Consider the following 16,971-nt stretch of genomic DNA (forward strand, 5'->3'; position numbering starts at 1 on the left):
TGCTATCAAGACGCTGAGAGGAACTACTATGAGTGTAAAGCAAATTAGTGTTTTTATGGAAAGTAGGCCGGGTCATATGGGCCGGGTGCTCACTGCTTTTGAGCAGGCACATATTAACGTTCGTGGTTTCAGCGCTTCTGATACTGGCGATTACGGCATCGTTCGTTTTATTGTTGATAAGCCCGAAGCTGCACTTGAAGTACTCCAGGAACGCGGAGCAGCTGCAAAGATGACTGATATCTTGTGCGTTCGTCTTGATGATAAACCTGGTGAACTTGCACGTGTCATGAGCGTGTTTGCCGCGTGCCAGATAAACGTCATCTACAGCTATTCGCTCATTTCAACATATATTGCACTCAATGTTGACGACATTGCGCATGCAGAAGCGTTGTTGGCAAACGAGCCTATCGTCATGGTGAATCAAGAAGAACTTGTTTTTCCTATTTTGGTTGAAGAGGATAAATAATGGCTGAGGTTTTGACGAAACAAGAAGCCCTGAGGGCACTAGATCTTGGTGAGTTCGATAAATTTCCAATTCATAACCCGCGAATTGAATGCGCTTCTCGTGAGCAGATACGCGCTATTCAGCTGGCGAAACTAATAGAGCAAGTCAAATACACCTACGAGCGTGTTCCGTGGTATCAAAAAAAGATGGATGAAATGGGCGTAAGCCCTTCCGACATTAAAACGCTTGACGATATTCGGAAACTTCCTTTTACTGACAAATCGGTGCTTCGAGATACGTTTCCCTATGGCTTATTTGCTGTACCTCTTGATGAAGTAGTGGAGCTTCATGCTTCATCTGGCACAACAGGCAAACCAATTGTGGTTGGTTACAACAAAAGCGATATGGACATGTGGGCTGATTGCATTATGCGTCTCGTTCAAATGGCTGGCGTTGTTTCATCGGACCGAGCACAAATGGGCTTTGGGTATGGCATGTTCACGGGAGGTTTTGGTCTACATTATGGCCTGCAACGTCTTGGTTGCATGATGATTCCAGCAGGTGCGGGAAACACTGAGCGTCATCTTCAAATGATTGAGGACTACGGCACAACTGTACTGATTGCTACACCTTCTTATGCTATGCATATGTGCGAAGTTGGAGAGCAGCTTGGTTTTGATTGGGAGCACTCCTCGCTTCGTGTTGGACTATTTGGTGGCGAGCCATGTCCGCCTCATCTTAAACAAGAGATTGAGTCTCGTATGCATATCATTTGCACAGATAACTACGGACTGACCGAGGTTATGGGGCCAGGAGTTTCTGGTGAGTGTTTAGCTTCACGCGATATGCAGCACATTGCAGAAGATCACTTTTTCTGGGAGGTTATCAATCCGCAAACAGGTGAACCTGTTGAAGAGGGAGAAGAAGGGGAGCTTGTTTTAACACCTCTTGGCAAGCAAGCTTTTCCGGTACTTCGTTATCGCACGCATGACCTTACACGCGTTACAGTTAGTCCATGTGCTTGTGGACGCACCACAGCACGCATGCAGAAGGTACGTTCTCGCAGTGACGACATGCTTATCATTCGAGGAACAAATGTCTTCCCATCACAAGTGGAAGATGTCTTAGGCGGCATCGAAGGCGTTTCTCCGCATTATCGTCTGGTTATTGATAACGAGACAGGGCTTGACCGTATGGTAGTCCATGTTGAGCTTAAACCCGAGGCATTCAGTGACTCCTTTGAGGAAATGAATGCATTTAAGCGGATGATTGCTGATAAGTTGAAGAGCGTCTTGCTTGTTGGGGTAGAGGTGAAGCTTGTCGAACCAGGCGGAATTGAGCGTGCCCTTGGTAAAGCGAAGCACGTCGAAGATAATCGTCGTAAGTAAAACTTCTACGTTAGAGTAACTCTAACGTTTACTTGTCAGGCTCCCAAGTGATTGCTTGGGAGCCTTTGCATGCTTCAAGAATGCTGTTGAAGCTATGGCACGCAAGCAACTCTTGGGGTGTGATAGGCTCAAATGATTCAAGTAACCCGCCTGCAACTGCTAAAGCGCCGATAATGCCAGCAGGAGAGTGATATCTTTCCATGAGATACTCCATAGAAGCGTCCTGATTGCGTTTAGAGAGGCGTCTTCCTGTTTTGTCCACTAATAGGGGCAGATGAGCATATTCGGGCGTATTAAGCCCTAGGAGCCCTTGAAGATAGATTTGCTGCGGCGTAGAAGACAAAAGATCGACACCTCGACTTACCAGGGTTATTCCTTGCGCAGCATCATCCACAACTACGGCTAGATGATATGCATAGGAGCAATCTGAGCGCTTAATGACGAAGTCACCGCAATCTAAGGCAAGGTTTTCGCAATAACGACCTTGAACAAGATCGGGAATTTCTACAACTTGAGAAGGAACAATCAACCGATAGGAGGGTTGACGTCCTTGGGCAGCAAGTCGTTTTGTGTGATTGATTACCTCATCCTTTGTGAAATTTCTGCACGTTTTGGCATAAACATATGCTTCACCCGTATGTGGAGCGCTTTGCGCATGAAGATCAGCCCGCGAACAGAAGCAAGGGTAAACGAGGCCCTGTTGGGCAAGAAGGTCATATGCCTTGGCATATGTCTCATCACGCTCATGCTGATAAAACGGCCCTTTATCCCAGGTTAGACCAAGCTGTTCATAATCGCGCATAATCTGTTCAGCAAAATAAGGTTTAGAGCGTTGTTTATCTAAATCTTCAATTCTGAGTACTATTTGACCGCCTGACGATTTCGCTAAGAGCCAAGTTATGAGCGAAGCATAGATATTGCCAGCGTGCATTCTTCCAGTGGGAGAGGGGGCAAAGCGTCCCGTAAGCGGTTGTGTCGTGGTTGTCATAGAGGGTACTACCAGATCAGATAGGGAACTCCAGCAAATATTGCTGCAGCATAAAACGTACCAAGTATGACATTGAGACTCCCAATTTGAGACATTGCAACAATTCTTGTCTGGGGTAAGAGTGGATTATTAAAAATGGCTTTAAGTGGAGCAATTGAGGCAAGAAGCATAAAGACGCAAACAACAATACCTGAAGTAAACCACACCGCAACAACACCGATAATTGCAACAATCCAAAGCGCAATAAGGAAACGATAGAGGAGAACTGTGCGTTCGCGGCCTAAAACTACAGGAAGAGTTTTGCGCGAAACAGTTTCATCTTTTTCAATATCACACGTATTGTTGGTAAACATTATGAGCGCAACGCCAATAATAGTTGGAAGGGCTATCACCAGCATCCAAAAGTTTAATGAGCCTGTAAGAGCCTGATAGGACGCCAAAGGTATAAGACCACCCATGACAAAACCGCTGATGAGTTCCCCGATTGGCAAGTAGGAGATAGGTGTTTTACCAGCTGAGTACAAAACAACAATAATTGCTCCTATCAGACCAAGCAATAAAGGAATCCAGCCGGCTTTCACAATGACATAAATGCCAAGCAAAAATGCACAGACAAGAAAACACCAAGCCAGGTTTCGTGCAGCTTTTGGGTTGATATTGGCGTATATGAGGGTGGCATCGCTTTCTTCGACATTATCGTCAGTAGAATCGGCTCCCTTAACATAGTCATAGTAGTCATTAAAAGTATTAACTGATGATTGCATAAGAATACAAATTGCTAAAAGTGCCAAGCTGAGTGATGCCGAGAGCACTCCTGTCGAAACACTTGCGCAGGCGCAGGCAATCAAGCAGGGCATAATAGCCGCTGGCCATGTATGTGGCGCAGCAAGCTGGAGCGCAAATTTGGGTGTCATTTTTGCATAATTTGAATTCTTGTTACTCATGGTGCGTGTTGATATTCCTTTCGCAGCGCTCACGTTGAATTCGCAAAAAAGGGAGCTGGTAAAGTATACCAACTCCCGTGATAAAACCCTGTTTATGCTAGTTGCGTTATGAGCGAAACACACATTAACACTCCAGCAAAGCATGCCAGGGAGATTACATAGCCCATGCTTCCCTCCTTATAACATGGAACAATGTAATAACATCATAGCAAGCAAAAAGGCTCACATGTTTCGTTCAGCTCAATAGTGGATAATGAGTGTACGAGAAGTGAGCCTTTTGTTACTCAAGTAACGGCTTAGGCACCAAAGAGAGCGTTCTGCAGTGCGGTCTCAGCAGCAGCAGTGGGCTCCCAAGTGTTGCCGTTCAGCGTAAAGGTAAGATCAATGGGCTCTTGAGTGGTTGCCTGAACTTGACCAACAGCTTCCATCATGATCTGGCCAACAAGCTGATTAGCTTCATCTTCAGACATAGAAGAGGTGTCGGTATTGTTGGCAGTTTCCTCTGCATTCGTCATGACCTCATTGTAGATGTCGGTCAGCGTTTTGCAGGTGATCGTAACATTTGCCGTAGCGGTGTCGCCGTCAACTGTTACGTCATTGATGGTGTAATCGAAGCCCTCAAGATAGCTCACCATGAATTCATTTGCATCAATTCCATAAGCGTCCATCTCGCTTGCGAGTGCAGCATCAGTAATTGACTCCATGAACTCCGGGTCTTTGTTTTTAACTAAGTCGAGTTCGCGTGCAACGCCTTCGCGAACTACTTCTTCGTCGCTTTTGCCGCAGCTGCTCAAAACAAGCGCGCCAAAGCAAAGCATGGTAGCTGCAAGCACAAGAGCCAGCAACTTCTTTGATCCCTGTGAGATCCTCTGCATGTTCGTCCCTCCTTTAGGGTCCAAGTAAAACAAACAGTGAAATTATACTCCGAGATGGAAATATTCAAAGTTTCTGTACGCTCAGCGAACTTAAAAACACCTGAATGGGTACCGTTAGAGTTACTCTAACGGTACCCATTTGATCCATCGATTGCAAGGGAGGGAACACTTCAACCGATATGCTCACACGCTCTATGATTTCTTACACTTGATGGCAGGTATTGCATTCATAAATATCCGCATGATGACAGTTTCTGCATACCTTTGGAGCGGTTTCGTTCACTTCGCTTTGACTGTGGAATTTGTGGCACGAAGAACAGCTAATCGCAGCATGATCCTCCAGATCTGGTAAATCAAGTAATCTCGTATAACAAACCAAGAGTTTATTTATAAATTTGACAGCTGCAAAAAGGAGAGAGTAGAAATGGTTGTGCAGCCTAAAAGCACTTTTAGTTTCAATTCCTAACTTTACATAACATATATTATCAATAAAAGGTATTTGTTTAAGGGGAGTAAGGTTTCGGTGTTCAATTGAATTAAACTATTATTGTTTCAGTCTTGGAATACTTATGAGGAGTTTGCTTATGCAAGAATTGCTCACACAACTCTATACGACTACTCCGCCATCAGGCCCTGATATGGTTCTTCCTATACTGATAAGCTTGCTTGTGTCATATCTGATTCCAATTGCAATCTTGGTTTTATCGATTGCATGCTTAATCTACCTTCGGAAAATCTTTAATTTGCTTTCAGATATGCATCAATACTGGTAATCAGTTACTGTTAAAGTTTGCAGACTAGCCCCATGTTGACGACGTGCCGGACGGCATATTGCCTGATGGCGCGTTTAAGCTTGCATAATCACCCGATTGAACCATATTAAGTATTTGAGGAAACATGATATAAGCTGTTACAGCATTCAGAATAAATGCAACGGCACAGATGACGATGGAAATTTGCGCTGTTCGTATAATGATTTTCGCAATCTGAGATACCGAGGAATTTGATTTAATCAAACTCGAGAGTTTTCTAAAACCAAGAATAGCAAATACGAGGCCAATGATAGCTAACAGCATGCCGCCTACAAACAGTGAAACTGGACCGCAAATATTAGCAATCAAAATATAGTTTCTTGCACGGCGAAGTTCATATTGTTCAGGATCAAGAATCTTTTGCGGCGCTCGCTTATTTGGTGAATATTGTCCATGCGGGTCATTTGTTGGAGCATAGTAAACATGAGGTGCTTGAGGACCATTTTGATTCTGGGGTCCGGTTGGCCATTGCGGCGGAATCTGATTTTGCCACTGCGAAGGTGGATTGGGCTCATTATTTTCAGCATCCGTAGGAGGCACAGGAACTACAGGCTGTTCTCCTGACACTGGTACTGAAGAGTCTTGTTCCTGCTGTGTGTGATCCAACGGTTTTTGGGGATCAGATTGCTGCCTTTGGCCGCTCTTATTATCGTTAAAATCACTCATAGTGCCCGCTTTCGCAATATATTTAGGTTTGAGGCAAAATATACCGCCTCTGACCTGGGATTATACAAACGAGGCTCTCAGATGCGTTCTAAGGCCCCATTTTGGTTTCCGACGACTACTTACTCAAGGAAATAGTCACTTTTTATAAGTTTCATCAAACTATATCATGCCTCAAGGGCTCATAGTCTCTTATTTGAGATCACCATGCGCATTTCGCAATCGCTTAAGACACTCTTTCATTTCTTCAAGCTGATATTCCAAGCCAGTTTCTTGTTGTCGTAAAATTTCTTCACGTTCAGCTCGTGTGGATTTTCCACGTCGCTGCAACTTTACAAAATATTGAATACCTTCAATTGAGAGACCGCTTTTGCGTAGCGCGTCAACCAAATACAACTGTTGGATGTCGGCTTGAGAAAATGAACGGATGCCATTTTTGTCGCGTTTGAGGTTTGGAAAGAATCCGCATTTATCGTAATAGCGAATAGTGAATGCGGATATACCGCTCAGTTCCGAAACCTCTTTTGTTCCAAATTCATTGGTTTCATTGTTTGGAGCAAAATCAGATGGATCACTCATGTTCATGTCCTTTGTGGTATTCGTTTTGCATTAGAGTAACTCTAACATATTCGATTACACTCAGAAAACCATTCTTTCAACAGCGTTAGAGTAACTCTAACGCTAATACTAATAAGTCCATGAACGTTTGTGTAACAAAGCAACAAGGTAGACTTTAAAGCAATTGACCTTGAATGCTTACAATGAATTCCTTGCAATCAATTGATTTACCAGCAAGCTTTATGGCCTCTTTCGTAGCTATTTCTATACCTCTACAACACGGAACCTCCATGCGTACAACAGTTATCGAAGCTATGTCATTATTTGCAAGTATTTCAGAGAGCTTTTCCGCATAGTTCACACCATCAAGCTTCGGACAGCCAATAAGCGTTATTGCATCTTGCATAAAATCAGCATGAAAGCTTGCATACGCGAACGCCGTACAATCAGCTGCAATTAAGAGATGCGCTCCATCGAAATAGGCTGCTTTAGTCGGAGCAAGTTTGATTTGAACTGGCCATTGTTTGAGTTGTGATGCAGGCTTTAGAGTTCCTGTATCACCTATAATTGGCAATTTTGCTGTAGGGTTTGAGGACTCCTTTTTCATCGATTTATCAGGGAAAAACCGCGATAATTGATCTGAAGAAGTATCAAATTTGGTTATTTCAGCAGCCATTTCTCCCGTTAGCGCATTAATAGTAGCCTGTAGAGGCAAGACACCACTTTGCTCGAGGTGCTTTTTAACCGCTAATTCATCATAAGCAGCGGCCTCACGCTCTACAAACGTGATAGCGTCTACCGGACAGGCTGGTAAGCAGTCTCCAAGACCATCACAATAATCATCACGCAGCAATTGAGCTTTACCGTTGACTAAGCCAATTGCGCCTTCATGACATGCGGTAACGCACAATTCGCAACCAATACAAGTTTCTTGATCAATTTCAATCACACGACGAATCATGTTTCCTCGCTTTCAACAGCATATGAATTAGTGTAATGGCTCCAGTCTATGCTTAATTGATTTGTTGCAGAGTTTTTACTCCTTTCATAATTATTCCAATCGCATCTCTCTTGACTCCAATACAAAACTCTTTATACTTATGAACAGTTGTTCATATGTTTATATATTAGTCGTGTTAGGAAAATATAATGGTTGCAGAATATGAACTCATAGATGTAGCTCCTGAAGAGAACGATGCTCAAAGCATTGATCAAATGCCCGATGAGGAATTGCTTTACGAGCTTGCAGATCTTTTTAAAGTCTTCGGAGATACCACACGTATCAAAATTCTCTATGCACTTATGGATAAAGATCTTCGCGTTCAAGATATTGCTGATCTTATTGGTGCAACACAAAGCGCCGTTTCTCACCAGCTCAGAACATTAAAGCAAGCTCGATTGGTGAAGTTTCAACGCGAAGGAAAAAATGTCATTTACTCTCTTTCCGATGATCATGTTTACACCATGCTTGCACAAGGAATGACACACATTTGCGAATAAATTAATGATGTAAGAATACTTGCCACGTTTCATAGCGTGCAAAACATAAATTACCTTTGTAAGGAGAACAACATTATGCGTAAGACATTTAAGCTTAAAGATCTCGATTGTGCCAATTGCGCTGCGAAAATGGAAAATGCTCTCAATGAAATTGACGGTATTGAGCATGCAAGCATAAGCTTCATGACTTCAAAACTCGTAATTGATGCCGCAGATGAAGATTTCGACATGATACTCAACGAAGCACAAGCGCGTATCAGCAAAATTGAACCTGACTGCGTCATTGTTCGCCCGTAACAACGTTTGTTGAAAATTGAGCACTTTACCAGGCTTTTACTTAGAGGTTTATCATGAACAAAAAGCAATTACGAATGCGAAACCGAATTATTGTTGCGCTTATCTGCTTTGCAGCTGCGTTTGTTATTACAGAACTATTACCACTTGAATCATGGGTTGGCAGCAAAACGGCTGCTCTCTGGCTAGAATTTGTTCTCTTTCTCATTCCTTACCTTATTGGTGGTTACGATGTTGTCCTAAAAGCCATAAAGAATATTGGGCATGGGCAACTCTTTGACGAGAATTTTCTGATGACAGTAGCAACAATTGGTGCATTTGCTTTGGTGCTATTTCCTGACACTGATCCTCATATGGCAGAAGGTGCGGCAGTTATGCTGTTCTACCAAGTCGGCGAACTTTTCCAAAGTTACGCCGTAGGTAAAAGCCGTAAATCTATAGCTGACATGATGGATATTGCCCCTGATCACGCCAATATTGAACGCAACGGACAACTGATTGAAGTGGATCCTTATGAAGTGCACGTCGGAGACACCATTATTGTCAAAGCCGGAGAGCGCGTACCACTTGATGGTATTGTTGTTTCGGGAACCTCTGAACTGGATACGAAAGCTTTAACGGGCGAATCGGTTCCTCGATCAATAGCTCCTGGTCAAGAAATAATTTCTGGTTGCATCAACCTGTCGGGTAAATTAGTTGTTAAAGTCAGCAAACCTTATGGCGAATCAACTGTTTCTCGCATTCTTGAACTTGTTGAAAACGCAGCCGATAAAAAGGCGAAAACTGAGAACTTCATCACTCGTTTCGCAAAGTATTACACTCCCCTTGTTGTTGGCGTTGCGCTCTTGCTCGCAATTCTTCCTCCCCTCCTCTATGCTCAGAGTTGGTCGGATTGGATTCAACGTGGACTGGTGTTCCTGGTGGTTTCTTGTCCCTGCGCTTTGGTCATTTCTGTTCCGCTTTCTTTCTTCGGAGGAATTGGAGGCGCCTCGCGTGATGGCATACTCATTAAGGGGTCAAACTATCTTGAAGTCCTTGCCCAGACTGAAGCAGTTGCCTTTGACAAAACGGGCACGTTAACAGACGGATCTTTTGAAGTTGTGGACGTTCATGCCCAAGATGGGCACTCCCCTTCCGAGATCCTTGACATTGCAGCACATGCAGAATCATTCTCTGATCATCCGATTGCCTTATCAATTAAACGTGCATATACTGGCGAACTTAATCCTTCGCGTATCGTGAACCCTCAAGAACTCAGTGGACGTGGTGTTAAAACAACACTTGATGATTCTGAAATCTTAGTTGGCAACGATAAACTCATGAACGAATGTGCAATTGATTACGAGTCTTGTGATTATGCGGGCACCATCTTGCATGTTTCATGCGACGGGAAATACCTCGGCCATATTATTATTGCTGACGTAGTCAAGCCAATTGCACCAATTGCTATAGCTGAGCTGCATGAGCTAGGCATTCGCAAAACCATTATGCTTACGGGTGACCGTGAAGACGTTGCTCAAGCGGTGGCATTAGAAGTTGGCGTAGACGAATATAAAGCACAGCTTCTTCCGCAGGATAAGGTTGCTTGTGTTGAACAATTGCTCATAGAAACAAATGAGCATACCCACGGTAAAGGAAAGCTGGCTTTTGTTGGTGATGGAATTAACGATGCACCAGTGCTTGCACGCTCTGATATTGGTATAGCTATGGGTGCCATGGGATCAGATGCTGCAATTGAAGCTGCAGATGTTGTCCTTATGGATGATGACCCAACGGGAGTTGCGCGTGCTATTCGCATTGCGCGTAAAACAATGAGAATTGTTTGGCAAAACATTGTATTTGCCTTAGGAGTTAAATTTGCTGTCCTGATCCTTGCTGCTCTTGGTATTGCAAATATGTGGTTAGCCGTCTTTGCAGATGTTGGTGTTGCAATCCTTGCAATTTTGAATGCTATGCGCGCCATGAAAGTACCTCCTCGCGATCATGTGAACATAATTGACGTAGAAGAGTGATGCGATTCATTGTTTTTCGTAATACTCTGCAAACAGAACGATATAATTTGTTTACTTAGCTGACTCGATCCATTTCAAGGAGGTCCTCAATGGACGAAAATGTACGCCCCGATTCCATGCAACGCATCACCACGCCAGAATTAGCTCAAGCTTTCATTGAAGAACAAATATCAGCAATTAAAGAGCAAGTGGGTGATAAAAAGGTACTTCTCGCACTTTCTGGTGGCGTAGATTCGTCGGTTGTTGCTGCGCTTCTCATTAAGGCAATTGGTAAAAATCTTGTCTGCGTACATGTTAATCATGGTCTAATGCGTAAAGGCGAATCTGAGCAGGTCATTGATGTATTTCAAAACCAAATGGATGCAAACCTTGTTTATGTTGACGCAACAGACCGATTCTTAAATCTCCTTGACGGTGTTGATGAACCTGAAACCAAGCGCAAGATAATTGGTGGCGAATTCATTCGTGTTTTTGAAGAAGAAGCACGCAAAGTTGGCGACGAAGTTGATTTCTTGGCACAAGGTACTATTTATCCGGATATCTTGGAGTCAAAAGATGGAGTAAAAGCGCATCACAATGTAGGTGGTTTGCCGGAGGATCTGCAGTTCGGCCTCGTGGAACCTGTAAAACTCCTTTACAAGGATGAAGTCCGTGTTGTTGGTCGCGAGTTAGGTCTTCCAGAAAACATGGTCGAACGTCAACCCTTTCCCGGTCCTGGTCTTGGTGTTCGTTGCTTAGGTGCCATTACGCGCGATCGTCTCAATGCTTTGCGTGAAGCTGATGCAATTGTTCGCGAAGAGATGGAAGCTGCAAATGTTGGCGCATGGCAATATTTTGCCGTAGTTCCCGATATGCGCGCAACTGGAGTTCGCGATGGCGTTCGCGCCTATGAGTGGCCGGCAATTATCCGAGCAATTAATACGGTTGATGTTATGACCGCAGAAGTGCCTGAGCTTGATTGGGATTTACTTAAACGCATGACCGATCGCATTACCAGCGAAGTACCTGGTATTTGCCGTGTTTGCTACGACCTCACACCAAAACCTGTTGGAACGGTTGAGTGGGAATAAAACGCCAGTTCAGAGGCACTATTTTCTTTTGTCTACTCCTTTGGACTTTTGTGTAAATCAGTGTCCTTTTGTGACACGTATTTTGTAAACCGCACGGGATTTCTCTCACTTTGGTTTGAAGAGAGTCGATGACCTAGCGATGCACTGCTAGGTCATTTTTGTATGCTGATGTTGCTATATGCCCAGGCTCGTAGCATCAGGACTACAAAAACACAGCATCACTCTTGGCCAAATCGCTCTAATACGATGTTGGTGAAGATAATCCCACTGATGCTACCAGCTCAGGGACCATATCAGGGAATCAGCCAAATGGTTCTTTTATCCGAACGCCCTGAGCGCACAAAAAAAATGGCGGCACCTGATAGATACCGCCATGCATTCCGGGAATAATGTGTATGTGCCGGGAATAGTTAGAACTGAGCGCAATCTGCCTCGACTGACACTTTATAGCTTTCGCCCCATGTCCACATCGCTTCGAGAACCGGTTCGAGCGTTCTGCCAAGGGACGTCAGAGAATATTCGACCCGAGGCGGAACCTCGGCGTATACCTTGCGATTCACAAGCCCTGCGGCTTCCATCTCGCGCAGCTTTTCGGTGAGCATCTTCTGGGAGATGCTGCCGATGGACTTCTGAAGCTCCTTGAACCTTAGCGGCTCGTTTGCGAGAAGATCGCGCAGGATGAGCACTTTCCACTTGCTCCCGATGAAATGGAGCGTGGTCTCGACGGGGCAAAGCGGGAGCTCGTCGGTGTTATTCATTGACATTTCGGTAACCGCCTTCCTTGTGGCAATCCTCTGACCTTGATGGTTACTTTTCGGTAACTACGGTACAAGAAAGTGCCTACTTACAAAAAGAGACCTTTTAGGAAAGAATGATACTCAGGTCGAGGACCTCATGCAAGCTTGAACCGAAAGGAACAGATATGTCAGAGCAGACAGAGAAAGCATTGAAGCTCATCAACACATTCGCAAACGGCGATACCGAGACCGCAGCGAGCCTTCTTGACGAGAACTACATCCAGCACAACCTCGCCTACGGCACCGGGCGCGACGCGTTCGTAGGAAGCGTGGAGTACCTTGCGAGCGCTCCCGTGAAGACGACGGTGAAGAACGTCCGCGTCTTCGATGACGGCGACAAGGTCTTCCTGCAGAGCATCTACAACTTCGCTGGAGCGGGCGATCAGGTCGCCTTCGACATCTTCCGCTTCAATGAAGACGGCAAGATCGCCGAGCACTGGGACAACCTCGCGGATCTCGCTTCCGAGCCCAACCCGGCTGGCCGCACGCAGATCGACGGCGTGACCGAGGCGAGCGAGAAGGATAAGACGGAGGCCAACCGCGCGGTCGTCGAGGACTTCCTCGTGGACGTCATGCAGGGCAAGCATCCCGAGAAGACAGCGAAGTATTTCGACGGGGACACGTACCTGCAGCACAACACCGGCATCGCAGACGGCCTCTCCGGTCTCGGTGCTGCCTTGGAGGCCCTGGGCAAGCAGAGCATAGCCATGGTCTACGACACCACGCACATGGTGCTCGCGGACGGCAACATGGTACTCGCCGTGAGCGAGGGAACCTTCGCTGGCGAGCCGACGAGCTACTACGATCTGTGGCGCGTCGAGAACGGCAAGATCACCGAGCACTGGGATGTCATGGAGACGATCGCCAATCCCGACACCTGGGCCAACGACAACGGCAAGTTTTAAACCTAACCAAGCTAGACCGCACGTCTGCGCTCGGGCATTTCTCTGAGATGCTCGGGCGTTGGCCTTTGTCTGCGGCGGTCGAAGCAAGATAGGTAAAATAGAACGGAAAGAGGCAATATGGATGCACAACGCAAAGAGAGCCTTGCAAGGACCATGCTCGGCTGTCTGATAGAGGAATCGCGCGCCCATGGCGTATGGGTGCCAGACAGCATCGTCGATGTGCTTGACAAGAGGGATGCGAGCTTTCAGAACCTATGGGATGCCACGCGCGCGATGATGAATGTGCGCCCGCCATGGAAGGCCTCCCCACAATTCCTCATCGCGCAAGACGAGCTGCTGCCAGACCTTATCGCCGAGGCTGGGATCTGCACGGTTGCCGATGCGGAGCCATGCGAAGGCGATGCTCGCATGTCGCTTTGGCGCGGCGATATCACCACGCTCGCGGCTGACGCCATCGTGAACGCCGCGAACTCGGGGATGACGGGATGCTGGCAGCCTCTGCATTACTGCATAGACAACGCCATCCACACCTTCGCCGGAGTGCAGCTGCGCGCCGAGATGGCATCCATCATGGAGGCGCAGGGGCACGAGGAGCCCACGGCGCATGCCCGCATCACGGGCGCGTACAATCTACCGTCCAAGCACATCATCCACACCGTTGGCCCCATAGCGAAAGGACGCCTGACTGAGGAGCGCAGGCGCCAGCTTGCGCGATGCTACACCGCTTGCCTCGACACAGCGAACGCGCACGATTGCCTTTCGATTGCGCTCTGCTGTATCTCCACCGGCGTCTTCGGCTTCCCTCGGAAGGAGGCTGCCGAGATCGCAGTCCGTACGGTAAGGGAATGGCTCGCCGACCACTCGGATTCCCCGATGGTCGTCGTGTTCAACGTGTTCGGTGATGAGGACGAAGCCATATACCGCGATCTGCTTCAGCTCGACCAGAAGGGAGCTTCGCATGTTCAAATTCGCTGATACCCGCCGCATGACGCCAGAGAAGCGAGCTGCAGCCATAGATGAGGCGCGCAGGCTCATGCAAGATGCCGACCGCGTGCTCATAGGTGCAGGGGCAGGCCTATCGACTGCAGCTGGGATCGACTACGGCGGTGAGCGCTTCCGCGACAACTTCCCCGCGTTCATCAAGCGCTACGGGATGACCGATATGTACTCTGCGGGCTTCTACCCGTTCACGACCGAAGAGGATCGTTGGGCGTATTGGGCGCATCACGCGACCGTCAACTGCCTGGGCGCAGACGCCACGTCCCTGTACAGGGAGCTCTACGAATGGGCGCGCACGAGGGACTACTTCGTAATAACGACAAACGCCGACATGCAGTTCGAGAAAGCCGGGTTCGCAAAGGACCGCATCTTCGCCACGCAAGGCGACTACGCGCACATCCAATGCGTAACGGGCGAGCACGGGATCCGCTCCGATGCGGAGGAGTTCGCGGCTATCGAACGGGATACCGGAAGCGGAGCTCGCACGCGCATCACCGATGCGGGCCTCGTTCCGACATGCGACGTGTGCGGAAGGCCCATGAGCATGCACCTGCGCATCGACGGCTCATTCGTACAGACGGAGGACTGGTATACCGCAGAGGAGCGTTATCGCGATTTCATCTCGCATATCCCCGAGAAGCCGACGCTTCTGCTGGAGCTGGGCGTGGGATGGAACACCCCGGTCTGGATCCGCATGCCCTTCGAACGCATAGCCAAAGTCACCGACAGTCCCCTCATCCGCATGAACTACGACAGTGCCGGGATCGACGGCTCTATCAAGAACTCCGTTTCGGTCGACGGGGACATGGCCGAGGCGCTACCGCTTGCCATCGGTGAGAAACAGACGGAAGGAGAGGCTTCCCATGATTGAAATCGCATTCGACGTCGACGCGTATCTTCCAGGAGAGGAGTTCAGGGAAGCGGGAAGCATTCCCGTACTCACGGAAGCAGAGCAGGTGACGCCTGAGTTCTGCCTCAAGTTCCTCCGGGGAGTACGCGATTGCGTCTTCGCCACAGTAGATGTGAATGGGCTTCCAGAGGCCCGCGTCATCGACGTCATGATGGTGGGAATGGACCCGCTTTGCCTCTGCCTACTCACGCCCCGGGGCAAGGTCTTCCACGAAGAGCTCTGCCGAACGGGGTTCGCGGCCATCGTGGGCCAGACAACCGATTGGCGCACCTGCCGCTTCAGGGGCAAGGTCGTCAAGGTGGAGGACGAGCAGGACAACAAGCGTCTCGTCGATGCCATGTTCGAGCTGAATCCGGCCATGAAGGAACTCTATCCTGGCGATTCCCGCGACATCATCGATGCCTTCTATATCGAAGACGGCGAAGGCGAGTTCTTCGACCTTGGCCAGAAGCCGCTTCTGCGCGCCGCCTTCAAGATAGGAAGCGGAGTGACCGAGGACGAAGCGCATTCTTCTTATCGCATAACTGACGAGTGCAAGATGTGCAGCACCTGCGCAAAGCATTGCCCTGTGAGCTGCATCGAGGAGGGCGACCCATACAAGATCGAGCAGTCCCACTGCCTCAAGTGCGGGCTTTGCTATGAGGTGTGCCCATTTGATGCGATAGAACGAAGATAGTTGCTCTATCGCATGCGTGGGCATCACTCCTTTATTAGATGATCGCGCTGAAGGTTAAGGCTTAAATCCAATCCTCAGTTTTACTATTTCATTATTCCTCATGGTGATCAGTGCTCCACCTTTTAGGCTTTATGTACTCAGTCGGTTTGCATATCTTAATAAGAGACCGGTTCAAGATGCATATTCTTGTGTGATGTATTTATTCCCCATAAGCTTGTTAGTAAATGGAGGAAATGTGTGAGTATAAAATGATGCTGTAAAACCTCTGTACCAGCAGCAACAAAAAAGGCAAGCCACCACAAAAACATGTCACTTCATAAAACCCGCTGATCCGCCTCGGCGGGTTCTTTTTTACCTGGTAGAAGCAAATAAATCCTCTACAATTGCCCGACTTTCTGCAAGAATCGTTAAGTCCCCTATTCCCCATCAACTCTATTAGCCTCTATGAACTGCATGCGATTTGTGCAAGCCGTTTTTACCCCCTTCTTATGATTTTTGGGATAGGCTTATCCACACGAGCGACCCCAAATTTAGATCATCGAAGCAATCCTACAAGGTGAAGACCTGCCTAATGAACCTCTGTATTTCCAGCTGACACGAAAGAGATGTAATATATAATTGACATACGTTATATCTCTAACATTACCTGACGCACGCGAAGTCTTCGAAGGGAAAACGTGGACGGAATAAAGAACGAGCGCATTATTGAGGCGCGCAAGACTATGGGCCTCTCGCAGCAGCAATTGGCAGACGCCGTGAACGCCACGCGTCAGACCATCGGTCTCATAGAGTCCGGTCGATACAACCCGAGCCTCAAGCTTTGCACTGCTATCTGCAAGACGTTGGGCAAAACCCTCGACGAACTGTTCGGTGATTAGGAGACATTGATGTACTTTAAAAGAAATGGAATGAGATCATGGGTCTCAAGGATGAGCGATATGCAGAAGTAGATCGCATCCCTTGGGATTTCGTTGGACTGGCCTCTTTGGTATGTGACCGCTTCCGCAGGTGGACGAATGTAGATGAGGTGGAGTTCCGACAGGCGATCATGGACTCAGCCTGCTTGAAGAACAAGAATCCAGCGCGACTGCCCGAGTGCGCCAGGGCGATGAACATGGAACCCCGGGTATGGGAT

At 47.5% G+C, this 16,971-nt stretch carries 18 protein-coding genes; 11 read left to right on the plus strand and 7 right to left on the minus strand.

The annotated features are described in order from the left end of the window. Positions 1–28: 28 nt before the first annotated feature. Together NFR28_RS06315 and NFR28_RS06320 are read left to right on the plus strand one after the other, a co-directional pair. Positions 29–466, plus strand: a complete 438-nt coding sequence (locus NFR28_RS06315; RefSeq protein ID WP_251178987.1) for an ACT domain-containing protein — start codon at positions 29–31, stop codon at positions 464–466. Further along, on the plus strand, positions 466–1,833 hold the full coding sequence (locus NFR28_RS06320) for a phenylacetate--CoA ligase family protein (protein ID WP_251178988.1): 1,368 nt from the start codon (positions 466–468) through the stop codon (positions 1,831–1,833). Before NFR28_RS06315 ends, NFR28_RS06320 begins: the two co-directional genes overlap by 1 nt. Positions 1,834–1,861: 28 nt before the next feature. Here the strand turns inward: NFR28_RS06320 and gluQRS are convergent, their stop codons facing one another. From gluQRS to NFR28_RS06350, 6 genes are all read right to left on the minus strand, one after another. After that, positions 1,862–2,821 carry a tRNA glutamyl-Q(34) synthetase GluQRS gene (gene gluQRS, locus NFR28_RS06325; protein WP_251178989.1) on the minus strand — a complete coding sequence of 320 codons (960 nt, stop codon included), beginning with the start codon at positions 2,819–2,821 and terminating at the stop codon, positions 1,862–1,864. An 8-nt stretch (positions 2,822–2,829) separates the two neighbouring features. Further along, the gene (locus tag NFR28_RS06330) at positions 2,830–3,765 is read right to left on the minus strand and encodes a prenyltransferase (RefSeq protein WP_251178990.1); all 936 of its coding nucleotides are present in this window, start codon (positions 3,763–3,765) and stop codon (positions 2,830–2,832) included. A 296-nt stretch (positions 3,766–4,061) separates the two neighbouring features. Then, on the minus strand, positions 4,062–4,640 hold the full coding sequence (locus NFR28_RS06335; RefSeq protein WP_251178991.1) for a hypothetical protein: 579 nt from the start codon (positions 4,638–4,640) through the stop codon (positions 4,062–4,064). A 797-nt stretch (positions 4,641–5,437) separates the two neighbouring features. Continuing rightward, on the minus strand, positions 5,438–6,118 hold the full coding sequence (locus tag NFR28_RS06340; RefSeq protein WP_251178992.1) for a DUF4013 domain-containing protein: 681 nt from the start codon (positions 6,116–6,118) through the stop codon (positions 5,438–5,440). Between the two features lie 189 nt (positions 6,119–6,307). Then, entirely contained in the window at positions 6,308–6,694 is a 387-nt protein-coding gene (locus tag NFR28_RS06345) for a MerR family transcriptional regulator (protein ID WP_251178993.1), read from the minus strand. A 154-nt stretch (positions 6,695–6,848) separates the two neighbouring features. After that, complete coding sequence (locus NFR28_RS06350) at positions 6,849–7,634, minus strand: ATP-binding protein (RefSeq protein WP_251178994.1); 786 nt, start codon at positions 7,632–7,634, stop codon at positions 6,849–6,851. Between the two features lie 188 nt (positions 7,635–7,822). Here NFR28_RS06350 and NFR28_RS06355 point away from each other — a divergent pair, with 188 nt between their 5' ends. From NFR28_RS06355 to guaA, 4 genes are all read left to right on the plus strand, one after another. Further along, the gene (locus tag NFR28_RS06355) at positions 7,823–8,173 is read left to right on the plus strand and encodes an ArsR/SmtB family transcription factor (RefSeq protein WP_420840404.1); all 351 of its coding nucleotides are present in this window, start codon (positions 7,823–7,825) and stop codon (positions 8,171–8,173) included. Between the two features lie 75 nt (positions 8,174–8,248). After that, positions 8,249–8,470, plus strand: a complete 222-nt coding sequence (locus NFR28_RS06360) for a heavy-metal-associated domain-containing protein (protein WP_251178995.1) — start codon at positions 8,249–8,251, stop codon at positions 8,468–8,470. A gap of 53 nt (positions 8,471–8,523) precedes the next feature. Continuing rightward, positions 8,524–10,479: a heavy metal translocating P-type ATPase gene (locus NFR28_RS06365; RefSeq protein WP_251178996.1), complete on the plus strand. Its 1,956-nt coding sequence runs from the start codon at positions 8,524–8,526 to the stop codon at positions 10,477–10,479. A gap of 89 nt (positions 10,480–10,568) precedes the next feature. Beyond that, on the plus strand, positions 10,569–11,549 hold the full coding sequence (guaA, locus tag NFR28_RS06370; RefSeq protein WP_251178997.1) for a glutamine-hydrolyzing GMP synthase: 981 nt from the start codon (positions 10,569–10,571) through the stop codon (positions 11,547–11,549). Between the two features lie 410 nt (positions 11,550–11,959). Here guaA and NFR28_RS06375 read toward each other — a convergent pair whose 3' ends face one another. Beyond that, a complete protein-coding gene (locus NFR28_RS06375; protein ID WP_420840405.1) occupies positions 11,960–12,313 on the minus strand; it encodes a winged helix-turn-helix transcriptional regulator in 354 nt (117 codons plus the stop codon). Between the two features lie 158 nt (positions 12,314–12,471). Here NFR28_RS06375 and NFR28_RS06380 point away from each other — a divergent pair, with 158 nt between their 5' ends. From NFR28_RS06380 to NFR28_RS06400, 5 genes are all read left to right on the plus strand, one after another. After that, on the plus strand, positions 12,472–13,251 hold the full coding sequence (locus NFR28_RS06380; RefSeq protein ID WP_251178998.1) for a nuclear transport factor 2 family protein: 780 nt from the start codon (positions 12,472–12,474) through the stop codon (positions 13,249–13,251). Between the two features lie 117 nt (positions 13,252–13,368). Beyond that, positions 13,369–14,226, plus strand: a complete 858-nt coding sequence (locus NFR28_RS06385) for a protein-ADP-ribose hydrolase (RefSeq protein ID WP_251178999.1) — start codon at positions 13,369–13,371, stop codon at positions 14,224–14,226. Then, positions 14,210–15,121, plus strand: a complete 912-nt coding sequence (locus tag NFR28_RS06390; RefSeq protein ID WP_251179000.1) for an SIR2 family NAD-dependent protein deacylase — start codon at positions 14,210–14,212, stop codon at positions 15,119–15,121. Before NFR28_RS06385 ends, NFR28_RS06390 begins: the two co-directional genes overlap by 17 nt. After that, complete coding sequence (locus tag NFR28_RS06395; protein ID WP_251179001.1) at positions 15,114–15,836, plus strand: 4Fe-4S binding protein; 723 nt, start codon at positions 15,114–15,116, stop codon at positions 15,834–15,836. Before NFR28_RS06390 ends, NFR28_RS06395 begins: the two co-directional genes overlap by 8 nt. 677 nt (positions 15,837–16,513) lie before the next feature. Next, positions 16,514–16,714, plus strand: a complete 201-nt coding sequence (locus tag NFR28_RS06400) for a helix-turn-helix transcriptional regulator (protein ID WP_251179002.1) — start codon at positions 16,514–16,516, stop codon at positions 16,712–16,714. The last annotated feature ends 257 nt before the right edge of the window (positions 16,715–16,971 follow it).

This window comes from Adlercreutzia agrestimuris, assembly GCF_943193125.1.
In the GTDB taxonomy this organism is placed as follows: Bacteria; Actinomycetota; Coriobacteriia; order Coriobacteriales; family Eggerthellaceae; genus Xiamenia; species Xiamenia agrestimuris.